General features: G+C 74.8%; 2 protein-coding genes. Both read right to left on the bottom strand.

Going from position 1 to position 3513, the window contains the following annotated elements; all coding sequences use genetic code 11:
• Nucleotides 1-2195, bottom strand: a 2195-nt coding sequence (locus tag NWP10_RS10985; protein WP_258300936.1) for a cytochrome c oxidase assembly protein, incomplete at its 3' end; no start/stop codon positions are given.
• Nucleotides 2196-2308: 113 nt separating this feature from the next.
• A partial coding sequence (locus NWP10_RS10980) for a Dyp-type peroxidase (protein ID WP_258300935.1) occupies nt 2309-3513 on the bottom strand: 1205 nt, incomplete at its 5' end.

Raw genomic sequence — 3513 nt, 5'->3', positions numbered from 1 at the left:
GGCTCGGCCGGGGCGGCGGGGGTGCCGTGCATGCGGGCGTACATCTCGTTCCAGCGGCGCAGCTCGGCGTCGCCGTCGCGGTCCGCCCGGCGGTCCAGCCGCTCGGCGTTGCGGCGGTCGGTGCGGTACCAGAGCACGGCCACCATGACGGCCATGACCACGGTGGGGAACTCGCCGATCCCCCACATGACCGCGCCGCCGATGTGCTGGTCCTCAAGGGCGCTGGGGCCCCAGTCCCGGCCCATGTTGCCGAACCAGGACGCCTGGATCAGGCCGCTGGAGCCGGTCATGGCGACGCCGATGAACGCGTGGAAGACCATGGTGGCCAGCAGCAGCACGAGCCGCAGCGGGTACGCGGGCCGGCTGGGCAGCGGGTCGGAGCCGACCATGACCAGGGCGAAGAGGAAGCCCGTGAGCAGGAAGTGCACGTTCATGAACTCGTGGCCCACGTGGGTCTCGAGGGAGAACCGGAAGAAGTCGGTGTAGTAGAACACCAGGATCGAGCCGGCGAAGTTCACGCCCGCCACGATCGGGTTCGTGATGAACCGCCCCCACGGGGAGTGCACGATCCACAGGATCCACTCGCGCGGGCCCCGGCTGCCGTCCGTGCGGGAGGGCAGGGCGCGCAGCGCCAGGGTGATGGGGGCGCCGAGCACGAGGAACAGCGGGCTGATCATGGTCAGCGTCATGTGGCCCATCATGTGGGAGCTGAACAGGACGCGACCGTAGACCGCCGGGGAGCCGGAGGTGGCCCACAGCAGCACGGCCAGGCCGACCATCCAGGACAGGGTGCGCAGCACGGGCCAGCGGTCCCCGCGGCGGTGCAGGCGCCACACGGAGCGCAGGTACCACAGGGCCAGGAACGCGATGATCGCGACCCACAGCCAGTCCAGCCGCCACTCGGTGATCCAGCGCGCGCCGGTCAGCTCGGGGGGCAGCTCGTAGCCGGTGAGGATGCGGGCGGGGGTGGCGTCCGGGGCCAGCTCCTCCGGCACGGGCGGGGCGGTGCGGGACAGCACGGCGGACAGGCCCATGACGGCGGCCATCACCACGGCCTCGACCGCGATCAGCTGCCACAGCAGGCGACGCGCGGGGGCGGGGCTGTGACGGTCCGGGCCGACGTCGAGCCGCGGGATCACCCAGCGCCGGTGCATCAGGCCCACGAGACCCAGGCCGAGGGTGGCCAGGAACTTGGTCACCACGAGGATGCCGTAGGGGCTGGTGAGCTGGGCGGGGTCGTCCATGCGGATGGACGCGTTGACCACGCCGGACAGCGCCACGGTCACGAGTCCGAGCCCGGCCAGGATCGAGTACCGGGACAGCGCGGTGTGCAGCAGGGGCGCGGGGCCGTGCTCGCGCGGGGCGCGGGCCCGGCCCTGCGCGCCGTCCGGACCCACAAGGGTGTCCGAGATGGCCACGAGCACGAGCAGCCCGCCCACCCACACGACGACGCCGAGCAGGTGCAGCCCGATCGAGTTCACGGCGCCGTAGTGGTCGTCGCCGCCCGCGGCGTGGCCGATCAGGGCCAGCGGCACGAGGCCGATCATCGCGAGGATGCCGGTCCAGAACAGCCCGTTGTGGGAGCGCACGGCGATCACGAGCGTGGTCACCACGGCGGCGATCACGGTCACCCAGAACCACGCCTGGCCCACCGAGATCCCGGCCACGTACGCCACGAGCCCCGCCGTGAAGCCCTCCCCCGCGGTGACGGGGATGCCGGCCAGGTCCGAGTAGGACAGGATCCCCACGGCCAGGGCGGCCACCGTCCACACGCCGGCGCTCACCGCGGCCACCCGCAGCGTCCGGGTGAAGGCGGGGTGCTCGGGCAGCGGGCCCTCCTGCGCGTCCGCGCGGCGCTGCGCGGCGGAGCGGTGCCAGCGCTCCGTGCCCGCCGCGTGCGGGGGCAGGATGCCGGCGGCGAAGATGATCGCCGCGATGGCCATGGTCATGGCCAGGTTGGAGACCAGCTCCCCCGCGGGCACGCCCCAGCGGGTGATCCAGCCGGGGTCGGAGAGCTCCCGCACGGCCGTGATGCCCGTCAGCCATGCGGCGACGGCGAGGGCGCCGGCACCCGCGGCGGCCACGAGCACCCAGATCCATCGGGGCACCCCGGGCCGGCTGGACGCGCCCGGGCGGGCGGCGTCGTCGGGTGAGGCGGGGCGGCTGCCCCGGGCGGGGGCGGTGACGGAGGGCATGGGGTCCATCCTCTCAAAGGGGGCGGACGCGCGACGACGGCGGGGCGGGTCCCGCCGTCGTCGTGCGTCCGGGTCTGCGGCCGGCAGCGCGGCCGGGGCGTGCCGGGGGCGGCTCAGGCGAACAGGACGTCGCCCACGAAGCCGCCCTCGGCGCAGCCCGGCGGGATCGCGAAGACCGCCGAGCCCACGGGCACGGTCCACAGGTTCAGGTGGTCGGACTCGGCGAGCCGCTCCTGCACCGGGACGAACTGCCGGTCCACGTCCGCCTGGTAGGCGGCGAAGATCAGCCCCGCGCCGGACTCGATGGCCCCGCGCGGGTCGTCGTAGTTGTACCCGCGGCGCAGCATCCCGTACTCCGGCACGTCCATCCGGGCGCGCCGCAGGTGGGAGATGTCCGGGATCACGGGGAACCCGGCGGGGCCGAGCGCCGCGAAGTCCGGCTCGTCGTGCTCCTGCTCGCCGGTGAGCGGCGCCCCGGTGCCCAGGGTCCGCCCGATCACCCGCTCCTTGCCGGGGCGGTCCAGCTCGTCCCACGTGTCCAGGAGCATCTCGATGCGCCGGACCACCAGGGACGTGCCGTCCTGGATCCACGGGGTGATCCCCACCTGCTCGGCCCCGACGCCCCACACCACGCGGTCCAGGTGCGGGGTCTGCGCGGCCGGGTTCGCGGTGCCGTCCACCTGCCCGAAGAGGTTGCGCATGGTGGTGCCGGTGGGGTGGGCGCCGCGGGAGGCCCGGAAGCCCTCCTGCGCCCAGCGCTCCGCGGCGAACGGGCGCGCCGCCTTGATGAGCATGCGCCGCGCGTGCGCCACGGACATGCGGTCGTCGCCGCAGATCTGCAGGAGCACGTCCCCGTCGCCGAACGCGGGGTCCAGGCGGTCGATCTGCGGGAAGGCGGGCAGGGGCCGCAGCCAGGCCGGGGCCCGGTCAGGGGCGACGCGCGCCAGGAGCTCGGGGCCGAAGCCGAACGTCACCGTGAGCCGGGCGGGGGCCGCCGCGAGCTCGGGCTCGGTGTCCGCGATCGTGGCCCGGCCCTGGGTGAGGCGTGCGGCGTCGTCCGTGAGCAGGCGCAGCATCCGCTCGATACCCAGCCGGTCCGTGTCCGGGAGCAGGTCGAAGGCGAGGAACACCGCGTGGGCCTGGGCCGGGGTGTCGACGCCGGCCTGGCGGGGCCCGTGGAACGGCACGGTGTCCGTGCCCACGGGCGAGCTGACCGCCACCCGGGCGGACTGGCCGCCGGGCTCGGCCCAGCCGGCCCGGCCGACCTCGCCCTCGATGCCGGTGTCGCCCATGACCTCGGAAGGCGAGGCCCCCGCCC

It is taken from the genome of Micrococcus sp. HG099, from assembly GCF_024723355.1.
Taxonomy (GTDB): domain Bacteria; phylum Actinomycetota; class Actinomycetes; order Actinomycetales; family Micrococcaceae; genus Micrococcus; species Micrococcus endophyticus.
The sequence above is the reverse complement of the archived record's forward strand: the minus strand, read 5'-3'. Positions and strand labels throughout refer to the sequence as shown.